20 protein-coding genes are annotated in these 25,739 nt (G+C 65.7%); 17 read left to right on the forward strand and 3 right to left on the reverse strand.

Annotated elements, in window-relative coordinates; all coding sequences use genetic code 11:
• Positions 1-41 precede the first annotated feature (41 nt).
• From ACLJEU_RS08480 to ACLJEU_RS08500, 5 genes are all read left to right on the forward strand, one after another.
• Positions 42-1,379 (forward strand): DUF3748 domain-containing protein, encoded by a 1,338-nt coding sequence (locus tag ACLJEU_RS08480; RefSeq protein WP_414662626.1) that lies wholly within the window; start codon positions 42-44, stop codon positions 1,377-1,379.
• The gene (locus ACLJEU_RS08485; protein WP_414662175.1) at positions 1,379-2,929 is read left to right on the forward strand and encodes a sulfatase; all 1,551 of its coding nucleotides are present in this window, start codon (positions 1,379-1,381) and stop codon (positions 2,927-2,929) included. The genes ACLJEU_RS08480 and ACLJEU_RS08485 overlap by 1 nt, the downstream gene beginning before the upstream one ends.
• Positions 2,930-3,231: 302 nt before the next feature.
• Positions 3,232-4,752, forward strand: a complete 1,521-nt coding sequence (locus tag ACLJEU_RS08490) for a sialate O-acetylesterase (protein WP_414662176.1) — start codon at positions 3,232-3,234, stop codon at positions 4,750-4,752.
• A 199-nt stretch (positions 4,753-4,951) separates the two neighbouring features.
• Positions 4,952-5,854 carry an alpha/beta hydrolase gene (locus ACLJEU_RS08495; RefSeq protein WP_414662177.1) on the forward strand — a complete coding sequence of 301 codons (903 nt, stop codon included), beginning with the start codon at positions 4,952-4,954 and terminating at the stop codon, positions 5,852-5,854.
• On the forward strand, positions 5,851-7,176 hold the full coding sequence (locus ACLJEU_RS08500; RefSeq protein WP_414662178.1) for a sialidase family protein: 1,326 nt from the start codon (positions 5,851-5,853) through the stop codon (positions 7,174-7,176). The genes ACLJEU_RS08495 and ACLJEU_RS08500 overlap by 4 nt, the downstream gene beginning before the upstream one ends.
• Positions 7,177-7,317: 141 nt before the next feature.
• Here ACLJEU_RS08500 and ACLJEU_RS08505 read toward each other — a convergent pair whose 3' ends face one another.
• Complete coding sequence (locus ACLJEU_RS08505) at positions 7,318-7,974, reverse strand: hypothetical protein (RefSeq protein WP_414662179.1); 657 nt, start codon at positions 7,972-7,974, stop codon at positions 7,318-7,320.
• Between the two features lie 83 nt (positions 7,975-8,057).
• Between ACLJEU_RS08505 and ACLJEU_RS08510 the strand changes: the two genes are divergently transcribed.
• From ACLJEU_RS08510 to ACLJEU_RS08560, 11 genes are all read left to right on the forward strand, one after another.
• Positions 8,058-10,286: a chemotaxis protein CheA gene (locus ACLJEU_RS08510; protein ID WP_414662180.1), complete on the forward strand. Its 2,229-nt coding sequence runs from the start codon at positions 8,058-8,060 to the stop codon at positions 10,284-10,286.
• A gap of 82 nt (positions 10,287-10,368) precedes the next feature.
• Positions 10,369-10,848, forward strand: a complete 480-nt coding sequence (locus ACLJEU_RS08515; protein ID WP_414662181.1) for a chemotaxis protein CheW — start codon at positions 10,369-10,371, stop codon at positions 10,846-10,848.
• A 53-nt stretch (positions 10,849-10,901) separates the two neighbouring features.
• A complete protein-coding gene (locus ACLJEU_RS08520) occupies positions 10,902-12,617 on the forward strand; it encodes a HAMP domain-containing methyl-accepting chemotaxis protein (protein WP_414662182.1) in 1,716 nt (571 codons plus the stop codon).
• A gap of 23 nt (positions 12,618-12,640) precedes the next feature.
• On the forward strand, positions 12,641-14,467 hold the full coding sequence (locus ACLJEU_RS08525) for a methyl-accepting chemotaxis protein (protein WP_414662183.1): 1,827 nt from the start codon (positions 12,641-12,643) through the stop codon (positions 14,465-14,467).
• 8 nt (positions 14,468-14,475) lie between these two features.
• The gene (locus ACLJEU_RS08530) at positions 14,476-15,327 is read left to right on the forward strand and encodes a CheR family methyltransferase (protein WP_414662184.1); all 852 of its coding nucleotides are present in this window, start codon (positions 14,476-14,478) and stop codon (positions 15,325-15,327) included.
• Positions 15,327-15,863, forward strand: a complete 537-nt coding sequence (locus tag ACLJEU_RS08535; RefSeq protein WP_414662185.1) for a chemotaxis protein CheD — start codon at positions 15,327-15,329, stop codon at positions 15,861-15,863. The genes ACLJEU_RS08530 and ACLJEU_RS08535 overlap by 1 nt, the downstream gene beginning before the upstream one ends.
• On the forward strand, positions 15,860-16,708 hold the full coding sequence (locus tag ACLJEU_RS08540; RefSeq protein ID WP_414662186.1) for an HDOD domain-containing protein: 849 nt from the start codon (positions 15,860-15,862) through the stop codon (positions 16,706-16,708). Before ACLJEU_RS08535 ends, ACLJEU_RS08540 begins: the two co-directional genes overlap by 4 nt.
• Entirely contained in the window at positions 16,705-17,811 is a 1,107-nt protein-coding gene (locus ACLJEU_RS08545) for a protein-glutamate methylesterase/protein-glutamine glutaminase (RefSeq protein ID WP_414662187.1), read from the forward strand. The genes ACLJEU_RS08540 and ACLJEU_RS08545 overlap by 4 nt, the downstream gene beginning before the upstream one ends.
• A complete protein-coding gene (locus ACLJEU_RS08550; RefSeq protein ID WP_414662188.1) occupies positions 17,808-18,290 on the forward strand; it encodes a chemotaxis protein CheX in 483 nt (160 codons plus the stop codon). Before ACLJEU_RS08545 ends, ACLJEU_RS08550 begins: the two co-directional genes overlap by 4 nt.
• A gap of 5 nt (positions 18,291-18,295) precedes the next feature.
• Positions 18,296-18,679, forward strand: a complete 384-nt coding sequence (locus ACLJEU_RS08555; RefSeq protein ID WP_414662189.1) for a response regulator — start codon at positions 18,296-18,298, stop codon at positions 18,677-18,679.
• A gap of 20 nt (positions 18,680-18,699) precedes the next feature.
• The gene (locus ACLJEU_RS08560; RefSeq protein ID WP_414662190.1) at positions 18,700-19,419 is read left to right on the forward strand and encodes a chemotaxis protein CheX; all 720 of its coding nucleotides are present in this window, start codon (positions 18,700-18,702) and stop codon (positions 19,417-19,419) included.
• Between the two features lie 271 nt (positions 19,420-19,690).
• Here ACLJEU_RS08560 and ACLJEU_RS08565 read toward each other — a convergent pair whose 3' ends face one another.
• The gene (locus tag ACLJEU_RS08565) at positions 19,691-22,525 is read right to left on the reverse strand and encodes a TonB-dependent siderophore receptor (RefSeq protein ID WP_414662191.1); all 2,835 of its coding nucleotides are present in this window, start codon (positions 22,523-22,525) and stop codon (positions 19,691-19,693) included.
• Between the two features lie 193 nt (positions 22,526-22,718).
• Between ACLJEU_RS08565 and ACLJEU_RS08570 the strand changes: the two genes are divergently transcribed.
• A complete protein-coding gene (locus tag ACLJEU_RS08570) occupies positions 22,719-23,705 on the forward strand; it encodes an NAD-dependent epimerase/dehydratase family protein (RefSeq protein ID WP_414662192.1) in 987 nt (328 codons plus the stop codon).
• A gap of 61 nt (positions 23,706-23,766) precedes the next feature.
• Here the strand turns inward: ACLJEU_RS08570 and ACLJEU_RS08575 are convergent, their stop codons facing one another.
• Positions 23,767-25,689: a tetratricopeptide repeat protein gene (locus tag ACLJEU_RS08575; RefSeq protein ID WP_414662193.1), complete on the reverse strand. Its 1,923-nt coding sequence runs from the start codon at positions 25,687-25,689 to the stop codon at positions 23,767-23,769.
• Positions 25,690-25,739 lie beyond the last annotated feature (50 nt).

The raw sequence follows: 25,739 nt of genomic DNA on the forward strand, positions 1-25,739 counted from the left end.
CACGCTGCGTCGGTCCCGTCATGCGCCGATTGCTCGCCGCGATGTCCAGCACGCTTGCGTCCGTCGGTCTTGCCGCCGCTCCGGTCGAGCGGCAGCTCACGCACGCGCCGCACGGCCACGTGCTGACCAACGTCAACGTGTGGTCGCCGGACAGCCGCTGGATTGTCTACGACGTCCGCACGGTCGACAGCACGTTCGACGGCACGCGGATTGAACAGGTCGACGTCACCACCGGAGGGATACAGGTTCTGTACGAAGCCCGGAACGGCGCCGCCTGCGGGGTCGTCACCTATCACCCGCGCGAACCGAAGGTCGTGTTCATCCACGGCCCGGAGCAGCCCGGCCCCGACTGGACCTACGGCATGACGAGACGGCGCGGTGCGGTTGTCGCCGTGAATCGCCCGGGCGAGGCCGCCGCGCTCGACGCCATGAACTACGCGCCGCCGTTCACGCCCGGCGCGTTGCGCGGTGGTTCGCATGTCCACGTCTTCAGTCCGGACGGCGCGTGGGTGAGCAACACGTACGAGGACGACGTGCTCGCCCGCCTCGGACCGGCGGCGCCTGGGAGCGGGCACGACGTCAACCAGCGCAACGTCGCGGTCTCGGTGCCGGCGCCGCGTCCTGACGGCGTGCGCGTCGCGCGCAGCCATGCGCGCAATCACGACGGTGATTATTTCTCGGTGCTCGTGACTCGCACCGTGAACCAGCCGCGTCCGGGCTCCGATGACATCAGCCGCGCGTATGAGGAAGGCTGGGTGATCGGCACCGACGGCCGGCGCGCCCTCGCGTTTCTCGGCAACGTCACCGCACCCAACGGGCGTGAGCACGCCGAGGTGTTCATCGTCGATCTGCCCGCCGATCTCACGCGCGCCGGCGACGGCCCGCTCGAGGGCACCGCTACGCGCCGGCCCGCGCCGCCGGCGGGCGTGGGACAACGGCGGCTGACGTTCACCGGTGGGCGCAAAAATCCTGGCGTGGCCTCGAGTCCGCGGCACTGGCTTCGCGCGTCGCCGGACGGCACGCAGATCGCGTTTCTCATGGCGGACGAGGCCGGCGTGACGCAGCTCTGGACGGTGTCGCCGCGCGGCGGCGAGCCTCGCCCGATCACGCGCAACCCCGCGCCGGTGGCCTCGGCGTTTACCTGGAGTCCCGATGGTCGGACGATTGCGCATGCGATGGACGGCAGTGTGTGCGTGACCGACGTGGCGAGCGGTCGCACGCAGCGTCTGACCGCGGCAGCAGCCGGCGCAGTCCTGCCGCTCGCGTGTGTATTCGCTCCGGACGGACGCTCGATCGCCTTCATGCGCAATGTCGCGCACGGGAGCGCCGCGTTCACGCAGATCTTCGTCGTGTCGGCTGAGGCCGGCGCCGTCCGCTGATGTACGCGTCCCGCGCGCAATCGGGCCGGTCTCCGGCGGGGACGCGTGCGTCGCAGCATGGGTCACGTCTGCTTCGCTGCCTGGGCTTTGCCGCGGTCCGGGCCTTGGGACTGTTCGTCGTGGGATGGAATTGGAATTCGACCGTGGCAGCGGCCGCGACGGCGGACACAGGTCCGGCGGCCCCCAACATCGTTTTCATTCTCGCCGACGATCTCGGCTGGCGGGATCTGCGCTGCTACGGGAATCCGTGGCACGACACGCCGCACCTGGATCGCCTCGCGCGGGAAGGCACGCGTTTCACGCAGGGCTACGCGGCGGCGCCGATTTGCTCGGCGTCGCGCGCCGCTCTGCTCACCGGCCGTTCGCCGGCGCGGCTGGGCTTCGAGTTTGTGACCAAGCTGCCCACGGCGAAGCGTCCGACCGGGCATCTGCTGACGGGGCCGCCGTATCCGCTCAACCTGCCGTTGAGCGAAGTCACGCTCGGTGAGGTGCTCGGCGGCGCGGGTTACGCCACGGGCTATTTCGGCAAATGGCACGTCAGTGAACATTCGGGCGGCTATCTCGGCTGGTCGTCCACGCACGGCCCGCTGCAGCAGGGCTACTCGGTCGGCGCGGGCACGTTTGGCAGTCATCCGTACAGTTATGTTGCAACCCCGGCGGACAAGACGGCGTTGCTTCCGGCGGGCGATTACGGGAGTGATGCGCTGACCGATCAGGCGATCGCATTTCTGCAAAAACGCCGCACCGCGCCGTTTTTCCTGCATCTGGCGCACTATTATGTGCACGACCCGGTGCACACGCGCGCACCGTGGTTGCTGGACAAATACACCGCGCGAATGCCGGCTGGCGCTGATCCGCAGCGTGCGGCCTACGCCGCCATGGTCGAAACGCTCGATCATCTCGTGGGCCGCGTGCTCACCGCGCTCGACGAGCTGGGTCTGCGGGAAAACACCCTCGTCGTTTTCACCTCCGACAACGGCGGCCACCCGGCGTATTCCGCCAACGGTCCGTTGCGCGGGAGCAAGTGGAACCTGTACGAGGGCGGCGTGCGCGTGCCTTGGATCGTGCGCTGGCCGGGCCGGGTGCGTGCGGGTGCGAGCAGCGACACGCCGTTCATCGGCACTGACCTGCTGCCGACGCTCGCGGCGGCGGCCGGCGCGACGCTGCCGCGCGCGGTGACGCTCGACGGCGTCAATGTGCTGCCGGTCTGGCGTGGCGCCACGGAAGGTCCGACTGATCGGGAGCGAGCGTTCGTCTGGCACTTTCCCTATTATCATCCGGAGACGGGCTACGCGAAGGCGAAGCCGGCCATCGGCGTCGATGACTTCGCGGTCAGCCAGACGCGCCCGCAGGCCGCGATCCGGATCGGCGAGTGGAAGCTCGTGCACTTCTTCGAGGACGGCCGCGACGAGTTGTATCACCTCGCGGCCGATCCCTCGGAGCAGAGCGATCGCGCGGCGCGCGAACCGGTTCGCTCCAAAGAGTTGCGCCGCCGCCTTGACGCGGAACTCCTGCGGGTGGGCGCGCGGCGGCCGACGCGCGCGCCCTGAAAGACGTGGGACGGCGAACGAGCTTCAGCGCCAAGGTAGCGGGAGCATCCTGCTCCCGTTGGCCGTAAGGGGAGCAGGATGCTCCCGCTACTGGGTGGGTGGCGCGTCATGATTGTCCGGTTGCTTCAGAACGTTCCCTACGCGCCAAAGATCCACGTGGAACGTAATCCTGTCGCTGCACGCCGACGGGTTGCAGGAGCGCGCCGTCCTGTCCTTGCCTTGGCCCTGCGGGCCCGCCTCACTGCTCGCACGGCACGTCGCCGTGGAGGTGTTTCCGGAAAGTCAGCAGCGTCCCCGTCCCCATGAACGTTCGATTCCTTTCTCGCCTTGTTCTCGTCCTGGCTGGCAGCGCGGCGACTGCGTGGGCCGATATCACGCTGGCGCCGCTGTTCCGCGACGGCGCGGTGCTGCAACGCGATCAGCCGCTGGTGGTGTGGGGACGTGCGGCCGCGGCGGAAAAGGTGGAGGTGAAGTTTCGCAGCCAGACCGTGTCGGTGATCACCGCGGCCGACGGACGCTGGCGGGTCACGCTCGCGCCGGAAAAGGCCGCGATCGTCCCCGCGGAACTCGTCGCGACCGGGGCCAACACTGTCGTGGTGCGCGACGTTCTCGTCGGCGATGTGTGGCTGTGTTCGGGCCAGTCGAACATGGCCATGATGGTGCGCTCTTCGGCTGACGCGGATCGCGAGATTGCCGCCGCTAATTTCCCCCTGATTCGTCACTTCAAGGTACCCAGTGTGGTCGCCGAGCGTCCGGCGTCGGATGTCGCAGGCGCTTGGGCGGTCTGTTCGCCGACGACGGTGGGAACGTTTTCCGCGGCGGCGTATTATTTCGCCCGCGACCTGCACCAGAAATCCGGCGTGCCAATCGGGCTGGTGAACAGTTCCTGGGGCGGCACCCAGATCGAAGCGTGGATGAGCGAAGCGGCGCTGCGGGCCGATCCCGCGGGCAAAGAGGTTTATGCCCGTTGGGAGGCGCGGCTCGCGGAGTATCCGGCGAAGATGACCGAGCACGCCGCGGCGCTGGCGAAATGGGAGGCGGCGAAGGCCGAGGCTCAGGCGGCGGGAAAAAGGTTTGCCCGCGCGGCGCCGGCCAAGCCCGAGGGTCCGGGTAGTCGGTGGCTGCCGGGCGGTCTCTACAACGCCATGATCGCGCCGCTCGTGCCGTACGGCCTGCGCGGGATGCTTTGGTACCAGGGCGAGACCAATGCCGCGCGCCATGCCGAGTATGCGTCGCTGTTCACCGGCATGATCAAGCAGTGGCGGGCGGAGTTCGGTGAAAACCTGCCGTTCTACTTCGTGCAGCTGGCAAATTTCGAAAGCGGGATGGGCACCAAGGGCGACGTGTGGGCGCATCTGCGCGAAGCGCAGGCGCGCGCGCTGACCCTGCCGAACACCGGCATGGCGGTGACGATCGACGTCGGCGAGCCGAAGGACATTCATCCGAAAAACAAGCAGGCCGTCGGCCGGCGGCTCGCGCTGCATGCGCGGAAGCACGTCTTGGGCGAGAAGATCGAAACCGACGGTCCGCTGTTCACCGGCGCGAAGCCGGACGGTGGGGCGATGCGCGTGACGTTCTCGCATGCGGGCGGACTCAAGCTCGAGGCCCCGCAGGGCGATGGGCGGGTGGCGTTTGAAATCGCGGGAGCCGACAAGGTATTCGTTCCGGCCGAGGCGCGGATCGACGGCCGGGCGGTCATCGTAAGCGCGGCGTCGGTGCCGGCGCCGGTCGCCGTGCGGTACGCGTGGCGCAATTCCCCCGACGCGCGCCTGTTCAATGCCGCCGGCCTGCCCGCCGCGCCGTTTCGTTCCGACAAGTGGTGAAATGAACGCAAGCCCGGGAGCGCAGGCGGTCCGCCTGCTTCTGTTCAGCCCAACGCCTCAGCTTATACCCATCGCTCCTTGCTTTTGGACTTCTGGATCGATCGTGGCTACGAGCGCCAGCGAGTGGCTGTTCGGCCACTCGCTGGCGCTCGTAGCCACGGCTAAAGTCCAAAGGCAAAGAGCGATTGGTATTAAATCTATGAAAGCTTGTTTCATTCTCCCCCTGGCGCTGGCCCTCGGAGCCTCGGCCCGGGCGCAAATCATCGAGGAAATTCCGCTGCAGCCGCCGCTGCCGGCCAACGCGCCACAGACGATCGAGGAGGTCGTGTACCGGCACGGCAACTACGACGACCGCGGCTTCAACCGCGCCGTGCAGAAAGTCACCGTGCCCACGCTGACGGTGTACCGTCCCGCGAAGCCGGCCGCCCGCGGCGAGGCACTCATCGTGTGCCCGGGCGGTGGATACAGCTACGTGGCGATCGATCGCGAAGGTCACGCGCTAGGCCGTTATTTTTCCGCGCGCGGCATCACGGTGGCGGTGCTGAAATACCGCCTGCCGGATCCGTCCGTCACGAAGGACGGCCTGCCGCTCAGCCAGCAGGATGCGCTCGCCGCGGTGCGTTACGTGCGGAATCGCGCTCAGGAATGGAACCTCAATCCCAAACGCATTGGCATCCTCGGTGGATCCGCGGGCGGACATCTCGCCGGGAGCGTGGGCGTGCTCGGCCAGGCGGCCGATGGCACGCGGCCCGATTTTGTGACGCTGCTTTATCCGGTGATCTGCCTGGAAGGGCCGTACGCGCATCAGGGCTCGCGGACGAAACTGCTGGGGGCGTCGCCGTCGCCCGAGCGGATCGCGGAGTATTCCCTTGAACGCCGGGCGCGGGTCGATCTGCCGCCATACTTCTTCGTGCACGCGAAGGACGACAAGGGCGTGCCGCGTCAGAACAGCGAACTCTTCGCCGCGGCACTGAAGGAGAAGGGCGTCCCGGCCGAGGTCATGATCGTGGAAACCGGCGGACACGGTTTCGGGCTCGGACGCGACGCGGAGTCGGGGCGCTGGAAGGACGCGTTTCTCGCGTGGCTGGGGAAACTGCCATGACGCCGACGTTGTTCCGACGTGGACTGCTGCTGGCCACGGCGGCGATCGCGTTGACGCCGGTGCGCGCCGCGCCGATCCGCCCGCTGGCCAACGACTACATCGCGCTCGCGGAGTCGCCTGATCCGCAGGGCATGCCGCTGTACACACCGAGCATTCTCCGGTTGGACGGCGGCCGGCTGGTCGCGGCCTACGAACGCGGTGGCACCGGGCGGGCGAACAACGCGGCGTATGCGTTCATCCTGACCTCGGACGATCACGGCCGGACGTGGACCCAGCGGGGCGCGCTGCGCATGACGCACGCGCGGCTCTTCACCGCGGGAAAGTCGGTTTACTATCTCGGGCAGAAGGGCGATCTGCAGATCGCGCGATCGGATGATCGCGGCGAGACGTGGAGTGGACAGGTGGCGTTGACGCAGGGGCAGTCCTGGCATCAGTCCGCCTGCAATGTGTGGCACGCGAACGGTCACGTCTATCTTGTGATGGAGCGGCGCGTCGGGAAGGACAACAAGGCGTGGCCCGTGGGGTCGCTCGCGCCGGTGTTGCTGCGGGCGCGTGAAGACGCGGATCTCACGCAGGCGACAAACTGGACGTTTGCGAGCGAGCTCGTGTTTGCGGATTTGATTCCTGGATACAGACAGAACCAGCCGGAGCTCGAGTATTTCGGCGTGCCTTTTTTCCCGCAGGCTTTTCCGGATCGGCATCCGGTCGCGACCAGTCCGAAACGTCGCACAAATTCGCCGATGGGCTGGCTCGAAACCAATGTGGTGCAGATCACCGATCCGAATCACCTTTGGTTCGATCCCGCCGGTCGCACCTTTCATCTGTTCATGCGCGCGCACACGGCCGGAACGGGCTACGCGGCGCTAGCAAAAGTCGTGGAGCACGCCGACGGCTCAATGACGACCCAGCTGGAGCGCGCCCCGTCGGGGAAAACCCTGCTCTTCCTCCCGATGCCGGGCGGGCAGATGCGTTTTCATGTCTGCTATGACGCCACGACGAAACTCTACTGGCTGCTCAGCTCGCAGGCGACCGACTCGATGACGCGGCCCGACCGCTTGCCGCCGGAGCGCTACGATCTGCCCAACAACGAGCGCCATCGGCTCGTCCTGCATTTCTCGAAAAACATGGTCGACTGGTGCTTCGCCGGCGCGGTGGCGATCACGGCTTCACCGAAGGAGGCGCGGCACTATGCGAGCATGGACATCGACGGTGACGACCTGGTGATCCTGTCGCGCAGTGGCGATGCGCGGGCGAAGAGCGCGCACGACGGGAACCTCATCACGTTTCACCGCGTGCGGGATTTCCGCGGCCTCGTTTACTGAGCGTCGGCAGTTCAACCGACCCATGCAGACGAGCCCCCGCGAATGACGCGAAGGGACGCGAATTTCGCCGGCTGCATTTCACGTTCTTCTCATTCGCGATCTTTAGCGTCATTCGCGGGCAGCTGAATTTTCCCGCATGGCTTAGAGGCCGACCTCGGTGCCGTGGTGGCGCTTCAGGTGCGCGACCATCCGGCCGATCGCGTCGATGCGCGCCTTGTCCTCGTTGCCATCCCGGACCTCGATGAGCTCGGTGGCCTTGCAGCCTGAGATCGGACAGCTGGCGCGAAAGTGGATCCGCCCGTCGGTCTCCGTTCGCTCTACCGTGACGCCGTCGGTCCAATGTTTGAGTTCCATGGTGGAGTGCGGACTCAAGGTCGTGTTTTCCCGACCGGATCGTCGATCTCCCTGACTACCGGAATTCCGGTAGTTTTTGGCTTTGCCATTCCGGAACCGGGAATCCAGCCGGTGGCGGTAAACCCTTGGTTGGGCGGGCGGGGAAAGCGCGTTCGTTCCGTGAGCCCGGTCTTGAAATAGCGCCAATAACGAGGGCTTCTGAATGCCGGCAAGAAGTGCGCAGATCAGGAGTGAAACCGGTGATCGTTTCAGCGTCGGCGAACGGGGCGTGATCCGGATGATGGTGTTGATCCGCAGCTGCTGGTGCGACGCAAGTAGTTCGCTCGCTGCGAGCCCCGAGATCAGGTGCGCACGCTGGCTGCGCGGGCGACTTTGAGCGAGTGCCGGACGGGCGGGCGGAACTGGGGAGGTCCCGGTGCGCTGCAAACGCAAAGGTGAAGGCATCAGCCCGCGAATAGCGCTTCACCGGAAGAGCCGCACGCCGATGCAGGCTTCAGACCATTTTCCAAACTCAACATCTCTCCCGATTGAACCCGTCCCCATTGCAGAGCGCCGAATCGGAAGCGAAGCCCGCCGAGGTGGAGGGAGCGAAGGGGGTGTTGGCGAAGCTGGCGCTGGAGTTGAACTTTGTGGAGGCGGGGAAGGACGCGGGGTTGTTGCCGGTGAACAGCTTCGTGGGGGAGCTGGAAGATTGGGTGAAGGGAGCAGGCGTGCCGGCGGAGATGAAGCGGGCGGTGGGAGTGGCGCGGACGTGGATCGACCGGCTGTTCGACACGACGGCGTGCTTCGACGCGGCGACGGTGACGAATCTGGGAGAGTGGCAGGCGTGGATGATGGCGGCGCTGCCGCGGTGGCGGAACGGGCAGGCGCTGGCGGCGCTGCCGGAAAAGTGGACGGAGGGAGCGACTGCGACTGCGACGAACCCAGCGGCCAGTCCCACGGCGACGGCACCGCAAGCGGCCACGTTCCCGCCGTTGAGCGTGGTGGCGGACGAGCGGGCGGAGTCAGCCGCAGCCGCCGCAGCCGGAGCGGAGCAGAGCGAGCCGGAGCTGACGTTGAATCTCTCGACGGACCAGGAGCTGTTGCGGGAGTTCATCAACGAATCGAACGAGCACCTGCAGAACATTGAAAACGGCGTCCTCGTGTTGGAGGAGCAGCCGGCGGATGCGGACACGCTGAACTCGATTTTCCGGGCGTTCCATACGTTCAAGGGCGGGTCGGGGTTTTTGAACCTGACGCCAATCAAGAGTCTGGCGCATGAACTGGAGTCGCTGTTGGACGCGGCGCGGCAGCACAAGCTGACGATCACCTCCGAGATCATCGATCTCATCCTGCAGGGCGGGGACACGCTGAAGACCTTCGTCGTGCAAATCGACGCGCAGTTGAACGGGAAGAACGCGGGCGACGTGATCCAGGTGCCGACGTTGGACTTGATCGCGCGGGTGAAGGTCGTGCTCGCGGATCCGTCCGCCGCCGCGAGTCTGCCGCCGGCGGCGCCGCGCGCCGCTGCGGCCGCAGTGGCCGTGGCGTCCGACAAGCCGAAGAGCACGGGAGCGGCCACGAATGGCGCCTCAGCCGCGGCGGGGTTCGTGAAAGTGGATACGACGAAACTGGACAGCCTGATCGATTTGGTGGGGGAATTGGTGATCTCGGAATCGATGGTGGTGCAGGATCCGGATCTGTTGAGCCTGCCGAGCCGGCATCTGGCGAGAAACCTGGCGCAACTCCGGCGAATCACGAGCGAACTGCAGCGGACGGCGATGTCGCTGCGGATGGTGCCGATCCGGGCGACGTTCCAGAAGATGACGCGCCTGGTGCGGGATCTGGCTGCGGCGCAGAACAAACAGGTGCAGCTGAACTTCAGCGGCGATGAGACGGAACTGGATCGCAACATCGTGGAGGCGCTCGGCGATCCGTTGGTCCACATGATCCGCAACTCGGCCGATCACGGCATTGAAATGCCCGAGGCCCGCGTGGCGAAGGGCAAACCCGCGGTGGGCACGATCCAGTTGCGGGCGTTCCACCAGGGCGGCAACATCGTGATTCAGATCGCCGACGATGGTGCGGGTTTGAACCGCGAACGGATCCTCGCGAAAGCGGTGGAGAAGGGGATCGTGAAACCCGGCGAGAGCCTGCCGGACAAGGACATCTTCGGGCTCATCTTTGCGGCGGGGTTCTCGACTGCGGAAAAGATCACCGACATCTCCGGCCGTGGCGTCGGGATGGACGTGGTGCGCCGGAACATTGAAAAGTTGCGGGGCAAGATCGACATCGAGTCGGTCGCCGGCAAGGGCACGACCTTCAGCATTTATCTGCCACTGACCCTGGCGATCATCGACGGGATGATCGTGAGCGTCGGAGGGGAGCGTTACATCATCCCGACCTTGTCGGTGCGGGAGTCGTTCCGCCCCCGGGCCGAGATGATCTCCACGGTGCATGAGCGCGCGGAAATGGTGAACGTGCGCGGCAAACTCTGTCCGCTCCTGCGGCTGTATCAGTACTTCAACCGGCCGACCGGCATCACCGATCCCACCAAGGCCATCGTCGTCGTCGTCGAATCGGGCCAGCAGATGCGCTGCCTCCTCGTCGACGAACTCCTCGGCAAACAGGAGGTCGTGATCAAGAGCCTCGGCGAATCGCTCAAACGCAACCGTGCCCTCGCCGGCGGCGCCGTCCTCGGCGACGGTCGCGTCGGCCTCATCCTCGACGTCGATACCCTCGTCAAACTCGACCCTGCTCCCGCTCTCGCCGCCTGAACGGTTCAAGGAAACGTAATCCAAGCCGAATAGACTATAAGAGACAATGGCGGTGCATCCGCCTCGTTCCGCCCTTCATCGTATGTCGACTGCAGTCCTCTCTCCCAAAACCCTGGTGGACCACGCCGGGAAGTACCTCACCTTTGTGCTGGGGCGCGAATATTATGGCCTCCCGGTGTTGAAGGTCAGGGAAATCATCCGGCTGTGCGAAATCACGCCGGTCCCCCAGATGCCTGACTACGTGAAGGGCGTCGTGAACTTGCGCGGCAAGATTATCCCGGTCACCGACCTGCGGCTGAAGTTCCGCCTCGCGAAGGCCGAGGACACCGAGCGCACCTGCATTGTGGTCGTGCAGATCAAGGCCCTCGAGGGCCCCCCGACGGTGATCGGGCTGATCGTCGATGCGGTCGAGGAAGTCGCCAATCTCACTGCGGCGGACATCGAGCCAACGCCCGACTTCGCGGGCAGCGTTGAGACCGGCTACATTCTCGGCATGGCGAAGGTCAAGGGCACGGTGAAAACCCTCCTCGACATCGACAAGGTGGTAGGCTCCGCGGGCTGAAACGCCTGGCCGCGCTCCATCCCTGAATACGCCGTCACCCTCTTAAAAGACCCTTGAAACTCACGACCAAACTCTACGCCGTCAGCGGCATCCTCGTCGCGGTGGCCGTCGCCATCGGTGCCATCGGCATCGTCGGTATCCAGAAGACCAATGCCGGTCTCGATACGGTGTACAACGACCGCGTGGTGCCGCTCAAGCAGCTGAAGGCGATTGCGGACGACTACGCCGTCGCGATCATCGACGCCGCGAACAAGGCGAATGCCGGCCTCTTCACCGCCGAGGAAACGCGCAAGGGACTCGAGACCGCCAGTTCCGCCATCAAGAAGAACTGGAAGGACTACACGGCCACGTCGCTTACAACGGAGGAATCCAAGCTGGCCGCGGAAGCCAACAAGCTCTTCGGCCCGGCCGATGCCGCCGTGGAGCGGTTCGCTTTGTATCTCGCCGGCAAGACGGGAAGTCTGAAAGGCCAGCTCGGCGATTTCGACGGGCCCCTTTATCAGCACATCGATCCCATCAGCGCGAAGATCACCGAGCTCGTCGACCTGCAGCTGCGCGTCGCCAGGGAGGAATACGACGCCGCCCACAGCCGGTTCATTTTTGTTCTCACTCTCTGCACGATTACGCTGTTCGTCGGCGTGACCATTGGCGGCGGACTCAGCTGGAAGGTCGTGCGTTCGACGACCTCCGTGCTGAAAGATGTCGCGCAGTCGCTCACGGATGGCGCCGCTCAAACCGCCTCCGCCGCCCGGGAGGTTTCCGGCGCGAGCCATTTCCTGGCGGAAGGTTCCAGCGAACAGGCGGCCTCCCTCGAGGAGACGAGCGCGTCGCTGGAGGAAATCTCGAGCATGACCAAGCGCAACTCGGAGAACGCGGGCAACGCCGCCGGTCTCGGCCGGCAGACGCGGGCCTCGGCCACGACGGGTCTCGAACGCATCGCGGAATTGGGTGCGACGCTCAGCGCCATTCGTGGTGCCGTGGGCGAGATGCAGAAAGCCGTCGGCGAGATGCAGTCCTCCAGCCAGGAGGTCGCGAAAATCATCCGCACGATCGACGAGATTGCCTTTCAGACCAATCTGCTCGCGCTGAACGCGGCGGTGGAAGCCGCGCGCGCTGGCGAAGCAGGCATGGGCTTCGCGGTCGTCGCCGACGAAGTCAGGGCTCTCGCCCAACGCAGCGCCCAGGCGGCCAAGGACACGTCCGATCGCATTGAAGCCGCGGTCAAACGCAGCGAGCTCGGCGGCGAGGCCAGCACCAAGGTCGTCAAGAGTCTCACCGAGGTCGAATCCACCGCCCAAAGCATTCAGCAGGTGTTCTCCGGCATCGTCGGCCAGATTTCATCGCTCGACGAAATCATTGCCGAGATCGCCGCCGCCAGCACCGAGCAGAGCCAGGGCGTCGGTGAGGTGAACATGGCGGTCGGCCAGATGGACAAGGTGACGCAATCAACTGCCGCCGCCGCGCAGGAAAATGCCGCGGCCGCCAGCGAGATGAACAATCAGGTCATCACGTTGCAGGGCGTGGTCGCGCAGCTGGAGTCAGTTCTGGCCGGCACGCCGAACGCCGTGGCGCCCTCGTCGTCCGGTCCGGTGCCGTCCGAAGCCGAGGAAACGCACCGCCGGGCTTCGACGACGAAGGCGACGATCGCGCGGCGTCCCCAGGCCACGGCGGCGGCCAGGTCCGTCCGCTCCACGCCTTCGCGCTCCGAACTCCCGATGCCCGAACTCGCCGGCTCGGCCAAGGGCAACGGTTCCTTCACCGATTTCTAAGCGAACGTCTCTTCCTTTTCGTCATGTTTTCCAAACTACGTCTTCGTACCCGCCTCTTCATTGCCTTCGGCGTGATGGCCGTGTTCAGCCTCGCGGCGGGAGTCATCAATTTCGTTTCGGTTGGCCAGTTGGACGGCCAGCTGGACAAGGTCGCCGGAAAGATCGTGCCGGAGCTCCGGGCCTCGCTCGAGGCGGACATGGCGCATGATGCCGCCCGGGGAGCGCTCTTTCGCACGATCATCGGATTCAATGCGGCCAACCAGGAGGACATCGCGGCAGGCGTGAAGGAATTTCGCGAGGCCACCGCGCTCCATCAGAAGTCGATGGACGAAATTGTGCGCTACACCACGCGAGCCGACGTCAAGGCGGGCATGGCCCTCGCTGCCACCGGACTCAAAGAGTATCAAACGGCGGGAGAACGCATCATCACCTTGATTCAACAGAATGCCGGCAAGACGGAGCTGGCCGCTGCTCAGCTCGAATTTCAACGGGCCTTTGATGCCGAGGCGGACAAAATGGAGAAGCTGAGCGACCTGATTCAGAACGAGGTCACCACGGCCGAAAAGGCCGCCAATGGCGTCGGCGATCGGTCCAAGTGGATGGCGATCGGATCGACCCTGGCCGCATTGCTGTCGGCCGTTCTCATCGCGCTTGGGATGGATCGTCAGATGTCCCACCCGCTCTCGCAAGCGGTCGGCGCCCTCGAAGGCGCGTCGGTCCAGGTGTCCACGGCCTCCAACGAAATCACCAGCAACGGCCAGTCGCTGGCCGAAGCCACCAGCGAGCAGGCCGCCTCGCTCGAGGAAACGAGTGCGTCGCTCGAGGAAATCTCCGCGATGACGAAGCGCAATGCCGACAATGCCGCGAGCAGCAAGGCGCTGAGCCAGCAGGCGCGCGAATCCGCGGTCTCGGGCCTCGACCGGATTGCCGCCATGGGCCGCACGCTGACCACCGTTAAAGGCGCGGTCGGCGAGATGGAATCCGCCGTGAGCGAGATGCAGTCCTCGAGTCAGGAGATCGCCAAGATCATCAAGACGATCGACGAGATCGCGTTTCAAACCAACCTGCTCGCACTGAATGCCGCCGTCGAAGCCGCCCGCGCGGGCGAGGCCGGCGCGGGCTTCGCAGTCGTGGCGGACGAAGTGCGTTCACTCGCCCAGCGCAGCGCGCAGGCGGCGAAGGACACCTCGGACAAGATCGAGGCGGCGATCCGGCGCAGCGAATTCGGCGGAGTGGCCAGCGCCAAGGTGGTGCAGAGCCTCACCGACGTGGAAAACAACGCGGCGAACATCGGCCAGGTTTTCCAGGGCATCGTCAAGCAGGTCACGTCCCTCGACGAAGTCATCAATCAGATCGCCTCCGCCAGTCAGGAACAGAGCAGCGGCATCAATGAGGTTAACATGGCCGTGACCCAGATGGACAAGGTCACGCAGACCAACGCCGCGAGCGCGCAGGAAAATGCCGCCGCCGCCCATGAGCTCAACCGGCAGGCGAACACGCTCCGCGAGATCGTCGCGCAGCTGCATTCGCTCGTTGCCGGCATCGGCGATCATCCCGTGGTCGCCGCCGCCGTTGCCCAGCAGCGGCCGGAGCACGTTTCGCCCGCGCTGGTTCGTCCAGCGGGCGCACCGGTGAAGAAATCCAAGCCGGCCGCATCCGCGTATCAGAACGGCCATAACGGCACCAATGGGCATGGAACGAACGGTCACACGAACGGGTCCGGCCACGGCCACCCTCACGGCACCTCCAGCGGTCACACGCCCGCCGGCAACGGGATGGCGAGCAACGGCAGCGGGGCGATTCCCATGCCGCGGCTGCCCGGGATCCCCGGCGGCTTCCGTGACTTTTGATCGACCCGATGACCGCCGTTGTCGGCCAGTTCAACCTCTCCCAGGAGGCGTACGAATTCATCGCGAAGCTCGTCTATGCGCAGAGCCGGATCCGGCTGGGGCCGGACAAGCAGGCCCTGGTCTCGGGCCGGCTCGCGAAGCGGCTGCGGCATTTGCGGCTGCGGGACTTTGACGAGTATTGCGTGCTGCTGCAGTCCGCCGCCGGTGCCGCCGAAATCGGGCCGCTGGTGGATGTCATTTCCACCAACCACACGCACTTTTTCCGCGAATCCGGTTCGCTGGATTTCCTGCGCGATCACATCCTGCCGGAGTGGAAGGCGCGACCGGGCGCCTCGCGCGAACCGTTCCGGATCTGGAGCGCCGCGTGTTCCTCGGGCGAGGAGCCGTACACGCTCGCCATCGTGCTGGCCGAGTTTGCGCGCGCGAACGGCGCGCTCGCCTGGCAGATCGAGGCGTCGGACATCTCGACGCGGATTCTGGCCCAGGCCCGGGCCGGGGTGTTCGCGACCGAGCGCGTGAAACTGCCCGACCCGACGCTGCTGTCGCGCTATTTCCAGAAGGGCGTCGGCGCCAACGCCGGCCAGTTCCGCGTGAAGGACGCCCTCAGCCAGTCGGTGCGATTCCACCAGCTCAACCTCCTGCAGGCCCAGTATCCGGTCGAGCCGCACCAGCACGTGATCTTCTGCCGGAACGTGATGATTTATTTCGATCAGGAAACGCAGCAGCAACTCGTCGCCAAACTCCACGCCCATCTCGTACCCGGCGGCTATCTCGTCGTCGGCCACTCGGAGAGCCTCCTCAGCATCAGCCACAAGCTGAAGCAGGTCAGGCCCGCCATTTACCGTCGTGATCCCGCCTGATGTCCGCTCCCAGTGCCAGTCCGCAGCGTTTCGGCTGGGTTGCCGCGGCGCCGAAAAAGAATTTGGTCGTCGGCATGGGCGAGATGCTGGCCAGCAACGACACGCAGGCCACGCTGGTCACGTATTCGCTGGGCTCCTGCGTGGGCGTCACGATTCACGATCCGGTGGCGAAGGTGGGCGGAATGCTCCATGCGATGCTGCCTGACTCCACCATCAACTTCGATCGCGCCGCGAGCCGGCCGTTCATGTTCGTCGATACCGGTCTGCCGGCGCTGTTCCACTCGGTGTATGCGCTCGGCGGGGTGAAACAGCGACTCGTGGTCAAGCTCGCGGGCGGCGCGCAGTTCCTCGACGAGAAAAAGATTTTCAACATCGGCGTGCGCAACTCGGACGCCATCCTCGCGATGCTCCAGCGCAACGGCGTCGTGGCCAGCGCCTGTGAAATCGGCGGCCACACCAGCCGCACGCTCCGGCTCAACCTCGCGACCGGGGCCGTCACCCTCGACATGCCCGGAGAACCCTCCCGCACCCTATGAAAGCTGGAGAACTCATTGCCCGGGTCCGTCACCTGCGCTCGCCGTCACCGTCCGTGACGCGTTTGGTGGCGATGCTGTCGTCGTCCGAGACCGGCAACGACGAGATCGTGCAGGTTGTGCGACAGGACGGCGTGCTGTGCGCGAAGCTCCTCGCGCTCTGCAATTCCGCCGCGCTCGGCGGTTCCTCGATCGGTTCGGTGGAGCAGGCGATTTTCTATCTCGGCTACCGCGAAGTGTACCGGTTGGTGCTTTCACTCGGTTTCGGCGCCGCGCTCGCCCCCGCTTTGCCGGGCTATGCGATGGAACCGGGCGCGCTCTGGCGGCATTCGTTGCTGACGGCCTACATCACCGATCCCGTGCTCGAAGCGCTGCCCGCGGGTGGCGCGGACGCGTCGTTCGCGTACACCGCGGGCCTCGTGCATGACATCGGAAAAATCGTGCTCGATCACGCGCTCGATGCCGTGACCAAGACTGCCATTCGCGAACAAATTGAACGCGACCACTGCGCGCTGATTGAAGCGGAGCGTGACATCATCGGCTCGGATCACGCCGAGGTCGGCGCGCGTCTCCTGGAGTCGTGGCGCCTGCCGTCCGTGATCGTTGAAGCGGTGGCCAACCATCACGCCCCGGCCTTGCTGCCGCGGCCGCGTTTGTCCGCCGTGGTTCATGTCGCCGACATGCTGGCGCATCAGGTGGGCGCGGCACCCGGCTGGGCCAGTTACGCCGTGCGCGCGGGCGAGGAAGCGGTCGAGGCCCTGGGCTTCACCAACGACACTGTGCAGAATCTTCTCATCGCCTCGAGCGACGCGCTCGCCCGGGTGGAAACCATGGCCGTTGCCGCATGAACCTTTCCCGAAAAATCCGATTGCTGGTGGTGGACGACTCCGCGGTGGTGCGACGCATGATTTGCGACGCCGTCGCGAACGACAGTGAAATCGAAGTCGTCGGCACGGCACCCGATCCGTATATCGCGCGGGAAAAAATCCTGGAGTTGAATCCTGACGTCCTGACGCTGGACATCGAGATGCCGAAGATGGACGGCCTGACGTTCCTGAAGATTCTCCGCGAGCATCGACCCATTCCAGTCATCATCATCAGCTCGCTCACGCAGGCCGGCTCGCGCATCGCGATGGAGGCGCTCGAGGCGGGTGCGGTGGAAGTGCTCGCCAAGCCCACGAGTGCGTACTCCGTCGGCAATCTCTCGGAGCAGCTCGCGATGCGCGTGAAGGCGGCGGCGATGTCAGGCACGCGCTCGTTTCGCAGCGTCGGCGCCTTCGCGGCGTCACCGGCGCCGGTGGCCGTCCGCACCGGGGGTTATCATCCGCGCCAGCTCATCGTCCTCGGTTCCTCGACCGGCGGCACGGAAGCGTTGAAGCAGGTGTTGACGCAGTTGCCGGCGGGACTGCCGCCGATTGCGATCGCCCAGCACATTCCGGCCTATTTTTCGCGGGCGTTCGCGGAGCGGATGAATGACATCTGCCAGTTTGAAGTGCGCGAGGCGGCCGACGGTGACGAGCTGCATCCGGGCTTGGCGCTGGTCGCTCCGGGCGATTTTCATCTTTCGGTCGTGTGGACCGGACAGGGCTACCGTGCGGCGCTGAATCAGAAGTCGCCGGTGCATCACTGCCGTCCCGCCGTGGACGTGCTGTTCCGTTCCGCCGCGCAGTGCGGCGGCGCGCGCGTGGTGGCGGGCATTCTCACCGGGATGGGCAGCGACGGTGCGCTCGGCATGCAGGCGTTGAAGGCCATTGGTGCGCGCACGATGGCGCAGAACGAGGCGACCTGCGTGGTCTACGGCATGCCGCGGGCCGCCGTGGAACTCGGCGTGGTGGACCAGGTGCTGCCGCTGTCGCAAATCGCCCCGGCCATTCTCGAAGCCACGAACCTCATGGCCGGAGCCAGGGAGCCGTCGCCGGCAATGAAGCCGGCGATCGCGAGCACAACATGATAACGACGAGTCAACCGTTTGATCTGGAGGGAGTGGTGCAGCGAGTGGTGCCGAACGTGCTGGAGACGATGCTGGCGCTGAAAGTGGAGGCGGAGGCTGGGGAGAACGCGCTGGGCGGGGAGTGCGTGTCGGGGGCGATCGGGATCGAGGGGGAGGGGCTGAGCGGGGTGGTGTACGTGCACCTGACGGAGGCACTGGCGAACCGCGGGACGGTGGCGATGCTGGGGTTGCCGGAGGGAGAGACGCCGGACACCGGCATGGTGAACGACGTGACGAGCGAACTGGCGAACATGATCGGGGGAGGGCTGAAGTCGGCGTTGTGCGACGCAGGGCGGGCGTGCGCGATGAGCACGCCGTCGATCGTGCGGGGGCCGGCCTTCGCGGTGGAGTTGCCGCCGGACATGCAAGCGAGGACGTTTGTGTTTGCGAGCCGGGGGGAACGCCTGGCGATTGAAATCCATCTTAAACTAACAGACTGAAACCTATGGCCACGAAAATACTGAGTGTAGATGACAGCCGGACGATCCGCATGATCGTGACGCGGGCGTTTGCCCCGTATGACTGCCAGGTGAGCGAGGCGTGCAACGGGGAGGAGGGCCTGGCGAAGGCGGCGTCGGAGAAGCCGGACCTGATCGTCCTGGATATCACGATGCCGGTGATGGACGGGGTGACGATGCTGACGAAGCTGAAGGAGAGCCCGGAACTGAAGGGGATTCCGGTCATCATGCTGACCGCGGAATCGGGCCGGGAGAACGTGGCCTACATTGCGAAACTGGGCGTGCGGGACTACTTGGTGAAGCCGTTCAAGGACGAGCAGCTGATCGAGAAAGTGGTGCGCGCCATTCCGCTCCAGAAAAAGGCGGCGTGACCGAAGTTTGGGGGTAAACCATGGCCGCCCCCGTCGAAGATCTGGCAAAGAAGTACGGACTGGAATCGATCCCCGAAAGCGTGAAGCGCCTGGGGCAGCTGGTGGCGAAGCCGGAAGCGACGACGGAGGAAGTGGCGAAACTGATCGGGCAGGACAAGGACCTGATCGCGCGGCTGCTCCGAATCGCCAATCCCCGCGCGGAATCGGAAGACGACTACGGCTGCACGACCGTGGAGGAAGCGCTGCAACGCACCGGCATGGGCAGCGTCCTGCTCGTGGCGATGCACGACCCGCTGCTCCGCGCGGTGCAAAAGACGTTTCGCACCATGCTCGGCGTCGATCTCGCGATGCACAAGGCCTCGGCCCTGGCGTTCGAAGGTGAACATCTTCGCTGTGAGATCGGATTCAGCGGCCGGGCGATCGGCGCGGCGTCGTTGCGCCTGACGCCACCGACCTCAGTCGAGATTGCCGCCCGCGTGCTGCAAATGCCCGCCGCGGAACTCAACGACCCGCTGGTGATCGACGACGTGATCGGCGAACTGAGCAACATGGTGGTCGGCAACTTCAAATCGAATCTCTGCGACGCCGGGTTGAAGTGCAAACTGAGCCCGCCGGTGCTGACCCGGACCGAGGACTTTGAACTGCAGAAACCCGACGGAGCGCTTGCCGTCCGCATCGGCTTCCACGCTCCCGACCTGGACCTGTTCGTCGACCTCCACGTCAATCCCTGGGGCGAGTAGCGTACCAATCGCCCGCATGGCTTGGGGCACCGTGCCCCGACGCAGGTAAACCGCGAAGGTTTGACCGCGGATTCCGCCGATGACGCGGATGAAATTTTGCCTGCCCATGAGCTGCGAAGCCAAGGTAGTGGGAGCATCCTGCTCCCGCTTTCCGGAAGGGCGCTGGAAGCGCCCTCTACTCTGCGTCGCACGACCATGATTGACGCGGGCGATGCGAACTTCATCCACACGAACTCCGGGGCCAAGGGAGTGGGAGCATCCTGCTCCCGGTTTACCATTCGACGGTGGCGGTAGTGACGTACTGTCGCGGCTCGGTCTTGCGCGGCCAAGTGTAGCTGTTGCCCTGATCGGAATTGAGGCCGAGCACGTTGTTCACGTTGAGCTGCAGCGTGACCGCATGACCATAGATCTTCCGGCGATAACTGGTGAACGGGTTGACGAGGAAGTAGCTGTCGGTCGTCGTCGCCGGCAAAACGACCACGCCACCCGATGAGAGCGCGGCACGCGGCCGGCCGAGGGCGTAGCGGGCAGATGCGCCAATCGCGAAGCCGCGCAGCCGGCCTTCGGTGAAGCTGTAACGCGTCGTGATGTTCGCGGTCTCGCGGCGAACCGACCGGACCGCACCTTCGGTGTCGTCGAGCAGTTGCTGCGTGATGGCCGTCGCATCTTCGGGATCCAGGCCTTGCGCCTGCGCCGCGGCGCGCGCTGCGGCGAGATAGGGCCGCACGAGCGGGAAGAATCGCCCGAACACCACGCGGTTCATCGAGTACGTGGCGCGCACCGTCCACTGCCGCGTGAGATTCATCTGCATCTCGATTTCCCAGCCCTCGGTCTCCTGATCCCGGTAATCGCCGGTGCCAAGCAGCCGGTTGTTGGCGGGCAGCAGGGCGTTGAGTTCGGTCTGCGCCACCGCGCTCAGGCCGAGTGAGTTGTTTTCCGAGGTGGTTTGAAAGCGCGTCACGGTGGCACTGATACGCTCGTCGAGGAAATTGAAACGCAGGCTGTACTCGTGGCCCTCGCCGGTGCGGGGCAGGCGGGGCCGGCCCGTCAGCTCGAAGCTCACGCTGTCGGTGAAGAGCGACGATTCAAAGTAGCCGCCGCCGAGCGCCAGCCAGGGCAGCACGCGGAAGACGCCGCCGTAGGTCTGGTTCGTGGCGTAGGTGCGGTTGAAGGGTTCGTAGGGTACGTTGTAGCCGGTCGCGTCGAGGATTGGCTGATTCTGCAGATCGACGAGCCGGGTCTCGCCGGTGGCGGCAAAGGCGACGGGTGCCCGGCTGCGATTCTGCCGGAAGTAATCGCGACTGATGCCGGCGCTGGTGTGGAGGCGTTGTTTGAAGAACGAGGCCAGCGTGGTGAGGCTGCCGGAGCCGAGTGTCTGATCGAACCGCGTCTGGCTCGCGCCGCTGCGGTAGAAGCCCGTGACGCCAGGCACGACCTTCAGCCGGAGCGCCTCGTCGCTGTTGCCGTCGGCGAGATAGTGGATCGGGTTCACGACATTGTTCGCAAAGGTGGCGGCGGCGCCGGTGAGGCCGCGCCGGGCGATTTCCTGCTGCGTGAGCGCGAACGAATAGGTGTCGAGGTAGTTCTGTTCGTGGCGGTAGTTGGCCCCGGCCACCGCGCGAAACGTGGAACTCCAGAACGGCAGCTTGGTGTCGTACACGATCGAGGTGCGCCAGCCGGTGGCCTTGTTGCCGTCCGTCGTGAACGTGGGCGCATACGCCAGGAAGAGCTGCTCAAAGCGCGGATTCGGGATCGTGGTGTTCGGTACCGTCGGGTGCGGGAGCACGCGGTTCACGTCGATGAACACGGCGCGCGAGTTCATGCCGAGCGAGCCGGCCGACGAGTACGTTTGCAGCCGCGTCGTGGCGTCGACCTGGCCGTTGTGCGCGACGAGGAAACGGAGGTGATCGCCGAGCGAGTGGGACAACTCGATGTTGTAAGCGTGGAAGTCGGTGTCATGGCGGTTGTCGGGTCCGCCCCAGTCCTGGCCGTCCGGATACACGCTGTAGGGGATCGTCGTGAGCGGGTAGCGCACGGGATTCTGCGGATCGGTGCCCGTGGCGACGGTGGCGCCGGTGAGCACGGCCGAATTGCGGAACGTCGTCGTGGCCGTCGACTGCATGTCGTAGAGCGTGCCGCCGATGTCGAGGTAGACGTGGGTGTTGCCCGGCGCGGCGATGCGGCGCATGCCGATGCCGTTGACCTGCACGCCGGGATTGTTCGGGTCGGCGTCGGCCGCATTGGTGCCGGTGCCGCGGACGTAGGCCTTGATGCCGTCGTTGAGGTGCAGCGTGCTCTGGTTGTTGCGCGTGTGGCCGCCCTCGTAGTTGGCGTCGAGCCGCGTGCGGCGATCCTTGAACGGCTCCCAGCGCAGCGCGCCGGCGTAGCCGCGGAAGTCGCGGCTGCCGCGCTGGCGGAACTGCTCGACCTCGGAGTTCAGCGCGTTGAAACGCACGCCGAGGCGCGGGAGCACGGGTTGGTTGATATCGACCGAGTAGCGCTGCGTGCCGAAATTGTCGTAGCGCACCGTCGTGCTGGCGCTGCGGCGAAAGTTGGCGCGCTTCGTGGAAACGTTGATGATGCCCGTGGGATCGACGTCGCCGTACGCGAGGCCGCCGGGACCGCGCGCGAACTCGATGCGCTCCGTGTTGTAGGTGTCGGCCGGGAGGAACCACGGGAAGCCGTCGCGCAGCTGGCGGATCGACGGGATGCCGCGAAAGCTGATCTGGTTGCCCGAACGCGAGCCCACGGGCGCGCCGACCGTGCCGGTGTCATTGAAGATGTTCTCCGCGCCGGCGGCGAACTCCACCGCGCCGAAGAAATCGTTGAGCGCGAGATCGCTCATCAGGTCGGCGGTGAACACCGAGATTGAATTCGGCAGGTTCGCGAGTTTCTCGTTGGTGCGGGTCCCCGCGAGGGCGGACGACGCGGCGTAACCCTTGTCATCGGTGGAGTTCACCTCGAAGGGCGACAGCACCACCGCCGGCTCGACCGGCACCGGGGCGGTGGTGGACGACGGAGCGGCGGCTTGGGCGAAGGCGGCGGTGGAGGCGCAAAGGAGGGCGACGGCCCTCGACCAGGGACGACAGAGGCGGGTGCGATGCATGGGGCTGGGTGGGAAGGGAGAGCCGGGAGGGACGGGTGCCGGACCCGGCGAGCAGGCCGCAGCATGGACACCTTTGTGGCGGGCGTGCGATTGAAATGTGGCGGGACGGCGTCGTTCGCGACGGATCGCGGCGCGCGATGGTGCGGCGCGTTTTATTCGTGACTCCGCGCGATCTCCGAATCCGTCTGTGCGCATGCACGTGGTCATCACCGGCGGCGGCGGATTTCTCGGACATCAACTCGCGCAGAAGCTGCTCGCGCGCGGCACGCTCACCGGTCCCTCGGGCGGTCCGGAACCGATCGAGCGCATGACTTTGCTGGATGCGATTTTTCATCGCCCGGCGACGGATCCGAGGGTGCGGCTCGTGACGGCGGACATCAGCCAGCGCGACGCGGTGTTCGCGGCGATTGGAACCGACGCAGGTGTGGCGATCTTTCACCTCGCCTCGATGGTGAGCGGCGAATGCGAGCAGCGCTTCGACGACGCGCTGCGCGTCAATCTCGACGGCGGGCGCAATATTTTCGAAGCCGCCCGGGCCGCCGCGGGCCGGCCGCGCGTGGTGTTCGCCAGCAGCATCGCGGGCTACGGCGGTGAGGCGATGCAGGAGTACAACTCGGACCGCACGAAACTCACGCCGCAGACGACGTACGGGATGACGAAGGTAGTCTGCGAGCTGCTGATCAACGATCACTCGCGCAAGGGGCATTTCGACGGACGCTCCGCGCGTCTGCCGACCGTGATCATCCGGCCGGGCGCGCCGAACGCGGCGGCCTCGAGCTGGGCGAGCGGGATGTTTCGCGAGCCATTGAATGGCGTCCCGTGCCTGCTCCCGGTGCGGCGCGACCAGTGTCACCCGATGACCGGTTACCGCACGGTGATCGACTCGCTGATCGCGTTGCACGAAGTGCCGGAGTCGAACCTGCGCGACGATCGCGCCTTCGTGCTGCCGGCGCATCGCGTCACGCCGCAACTCGCCGAGTCCGTGGTGCGCGAGGTCGCGCAGGCGCGCGGCTTGAAGGTCGGTCCGATTGTCGACGCGTTCGACGCGCGGATCCAGGGCCTCGTGAGCAACTGGCCGGTGGCCGTTGACGGCGTGCGGGCCGTCGCGCTCGGACTCCCGCAGCCGCCCCCGCTGCGGGAGATCGTCGGGCAGTACCTCGAGGATTTCGGTCCGCGGTAGAGCCGTCGCCGTCGCGTGAAACGTGCCGGACCGGAGAAGGGCCGGGCGCAAAAGCGAGACCTTACGGAGGTGCTCCGGCCTTCAGCTGGGCAAGGAGGGTCTGCGCGGATTCCAAGTCCGGTTTCATTTGCAGGAGCAGCTCGGCGTGAGCGAGGGCTTCGTGCCGGCGGTCGGAATATTGAGAGAGCAGCACGCCGAGGTTCAGCCGGGCCTCGATGAGGCCGGGTTTCAAGGACAGGGCCTTTTGGTAATGATCGATGGCTTCCAGCTGCCGGCCCGGGGTGTTGGCGAGAACAAGCGCGAGGTTTGAGTGGGCGTCGACGTAGTCGGGCTTCAGCCGCGTCGCGTGCTGGAGGTGCTGGATCGCATCGGCTGATCGGCCAGGAAAGGTCGTGAGGATAACGCCCAGGTTGGCGTGCGCTTCCGCATAGTCCGGCTTCGCCTGCACGGCGGCCGCGTAGTGTTCCGCGGCGGCGGCGAGTGTATCCGGATTTCGGATGAGAACGTTGGCGAGGCCGAAGTGAGCCTCGGCGAAGTGCGGCCGCAGCTGCAGCGCTTGCCGGTACTCCCGGATCGCTTCCGCCGCCCGGTCCGGCAGGCGGGCGAGGGCGTTGCCCAGGTTGTTCCGGGCGTTGGCGTGGTCGGGCCTGATGCGCAGCGCAGCTTCAAAATGACCGATTGCCTCCGTGATCCGGCCGGCCACGAGCAGCCGATCCCCAAGATTGTTGTGTGCCATCCAGCACGCGGGATTCTGCGCGATGGTCGTGGTGTAGAGCGTAATCTGATCCCGATACACGGCGCTGCGGAGCAGCGTGAGCGTGCCGAATGCCAGGATGATCAAGGCGAGGACGGACTGTCGCAGCCAAGGGGCCGCGGAGCGCAACCCGGTGTGCAGTCCAGCACCCGCCAGCGCAAACATGCCGAGGGATGCCAGGTACTGAAAGTGATCGGCCACATAGGAAAAAATGAACGGATACACGTCCAGGAAACCGAGCACCGGGAACAGGGTGCCGCCGAAATAGAGCACGGCGACCAATGGGCCGCGATGTACGCGACCCACCCATGCCAGCGCGGCCACCAGCAGGACCGCCGTCGCGGGAAAAAGATAGGACCAGGCGTGCGCTGCATCGATGGTCCAGCGGGGATAAATGAAGACCAGCTCCGCCGGCCAAAGGAGTTTTCCCAGGTAAAACCAAACGGCCCGGCCGGCCAGGATGAGCCGCTGGGGCCAGGTCAGATCGAATTCCGGCCCCTGTGCGCCAATCAGCGTTTGTTCCACCCACGCCGTGTGCAGTCCCGCCCCCGCGCCGAACGCGAACCAGGGGAGCAGGGGCAGCACGTCGGTGCGCAGGTTCAGCCTGCCCCGTTGGAGGTAGCCCACCAGCAAGAGCGCGGCGGGCAACGTCGCCGTGACCGATTTGGTGAGCAGGGCCAGGACGAAGACAAACGTGGAGCAGAGGTACGCCGCCCGGGTGCGGGTCGCGGTGAAGCGCAAATAGATCAGCGCCGCGCTCAAATAGAGCACGGTCGAGAGCGTGTTCTTTTGCTCGGCAATCCAGGCCACACTCTCGACGCAGACCGGATGCAGCAGGAAGAGAAGCGCAGCCAGCCGGGCGCCGGGAACGCCGATCCGCTGCAGGACCGTACCAAACAGCCCGGCGGCCAGGGCGTGAAACACGATCGTGATCGCATGATAGCCCGCTGGAGCGTCGCCCCACAGGCGGTGTTCAAGCCAAAAGGCGGTGTGGAGAATCGGATAGTATTGCTGCGTGGCACCGACTTGAAACCAGATGCGGCCCAACCCCTCCCACGAACGCAGCGCCGCTTTCGTGACGTGTCCCCCATCGTCCCAGAGGAATTCGCCGCGCAGTGCGGGAAGGTAAACGATGCCGGCAAGCAGCACGAGGCAACCGAACCAGAGTCCAGGCGGGACCAGGATGCGGTGCAGGAGTGGGGAGCGGGACGGACTGGGGCGGATGGACACTTGCCGGAGAGGTAGCGATGCAACGGTCGAAGCAGGCTTTCCAGCCAAAA

The sequence above is a fragment of the Terrisphaera buseokensis genome, assembly GCF_047521145.2.
Lineage (GTDB): Bacteria > Verrucomicrobiota > Verrucomicrobiia > Opitutales > Opitutaceae > ER46.

Coding starts and splice junctions, on each gene's coding strand:
- ACLJEU_RS08540 (WP_414662186.1), top strand. CDS start 15,860: ATGAAAGCTGGAGAACTCATTGCCCGGGTCCGTCACCTGCGCTCGCCG.
- ACLJEU_RS08560 (WP_414662190.1), top strand. CDS start 18,700: ATGGCCGCCCCCGTCGAAGATCTGGCAAAGAAGTACGGACTGGAATCG.
- ACLJEU_RS08550 (WP_414662188.1), top strand. CDS start 17,808: ATGATAACGACGAGTCAACCGTTTGATCTGGAGGGAGTGGTGCAGCGA.
- ACLJEU_RS08565 (WP_414662191.1), bottom strand. CDS start 22,525: ATGCATCGCACCCGCCTCTGTCGTCCCTGGTCGAGGGCCGTCGCCCTC.
- ACLJEU_RS08570 (WP_414662192.1), top strand. CDS start 22,719: ATGCACGTGGTCATCACCGGCGGCGGCGGATTTCTCGGACATCAACTC.
- ACLJEU_RS08515 (WP_414662181.1), top strand. CDS start 10,369: ATGTCGACTGCAGTCCTCTCTCCCAAAACCCTGGTGGACCACGCCGGG.
- ACLJEU_RS08485 (WP_414662175.1), top strand. CDS start 1,379: ATGTACGCGTCCCGCGCGCAATCGGGCCGGTCTCCGGCGGGGACGCGT.
- ACLJEU_RS08545 (WP_414662187.1), top strand. CDS start 16,705: ATGAACCTTTCCCGAAAAATCCGATTGCTGGTGGTGGACGACTCCGCG.
- ACLJEU_RS08500 (WP_414662178.1), top strand. CDS start 5,851: ATGACGCCGACGTTGTTCCGACGTGGACTGCTGCTGGCCACGGCGGCG.
- ACLJEU_RS08490 (WP_414662176.1), top strand. CDS start 3,232: ATGAACGTTCGATTCCTTTCTCGCCTTGTTCTCGTCCTGGCTGGCAGC.
- ACLJEU_RS08525 (WP_414662183.1), top strand. CDS start 12,641: ATGTTTTCCAAACTACGTCTTCGTACCCGCCTCTTCATTGCCTTCGGC.
- ACLJEU_RS08495 (WP_414662177.1), top strand. CDS start 4,952: ATGAAAGCTTGTTTCATTCTCCCCCTGGCGCTGGCCCTCGGAGCCTCG.
- ACLJEU_RS08555 (WP_414662189.1), top strand. CDS start 18,296: ATGGCCACGAAAATACTGAGTGTAGATGACAGCCGGACGATCCGCATG.
- ACLJEU_RS08480 (WP_414662626.1), top strand. CDS start 42: ATGTCCAGCACGCTTGCGTCCGTCGGTCTTGCCGCCGCTCCGGTCGAG.
- ACLJEU_RS08530 (WP_414662184.1), top strand. CDS start 14,476: ATGACCGCCGTTGTCGGCCAGTTCAACCTCTCCCAGGAGGCGTACGAA.
- ACLJEU_RS08535 (WP_414662185.1), top strand. CDS start 15,327: ATGTCCGCTCCCAGTGCCAGTCCGCAGCGTTTCGGCTGGGTTGCCGCG.
- ACLJEU_RS08505 (WP_414662179.1), bottom strand. CDS start 7,974: ATGCCTTCACCTTTGCGTTTGCAGCGCACCGGGACCTCCCCAGTTCCG.